Origin of the sequence: Streptomyces sp. DH12, from assembly GCF_020873895.1 — a bacterium.
Taxonomy (GTDB): Bacteria; Actinomycetota; Actinomycetes; order Streptomycetales; family Streptomycetaceae; genus Streptomyces.
The window spans coordinates 1-382 of record NZ_JAHWGT010001730.1 but is presented as its reverse complement, the minus strand read 5'-3'; the positions used below and the strand labels follow the sequence as shown (position 1 = coordinate 382).

The following is a 382-nucleotide window of genomic DNA, read 5'->3' as shown; positions in this document are numbered from 1 at the left end:
GGTGCGCACCGCCGACGGCGAGCGCACGGAACGCCTGGGCGCCCGCTCGTCGTACCACTACCAGCTGGAGGCGTTCGCCGAGCGGGTGCGCGGGGGCAGGCCCCTCCCCCTCGGCGCGGACGACGCGCTGGAGACGATGCGGGTGATCGACGCGTGCTACGCGGCCGCGGGGCTGCCTCCGCGGCCTCGCACCGCCCTCTGATTCCCCTCGCCTCTGGGTTCAGGCGTACAGCGGGGGCTTCCGCGCGAGGTCGACCTCGACCCTGCCGCCCTGCTCCAGCGCCCGGACGCCGGCCTCGCAGACGGCCGCGGCGGCGTAGCCGTCCCAGGTGCTCGGGCCGGTGACCTGGCCGCGGCGGGTGGCGTCGACCCAGGCCTGGAC

1 protein-coding gene and 1 pseudogene are annotated in these 382 nt (G+C 77.2%); one reads left to right on the top strand and one right to left on the bottom strand.

Going from position 1 to position 382, the window contains the following annotated elements; all coding sequences use genetic code 11:
• A partial coding sequence (locus tag LPA54_RS41950; protein ID WP_368857927.1) for a Gfo/Idh/MocA family oxidoreductase occupies positions 1–202 on the top strand: 202 nt, incomplete at its 5' end.
• An 18-nt stretch (positions 203–220) separates the two neighbouring features.
• On the opposite strand, the pseudogene LPA54_RS41945 reads toward LPA54_RS41950, so the two are convergent.
• Positions 221–382, bottom strand: a pseudogene (locus tag LPA54_RS41945) (inositol 2-dehydrogenase); the annotation flags it as partial.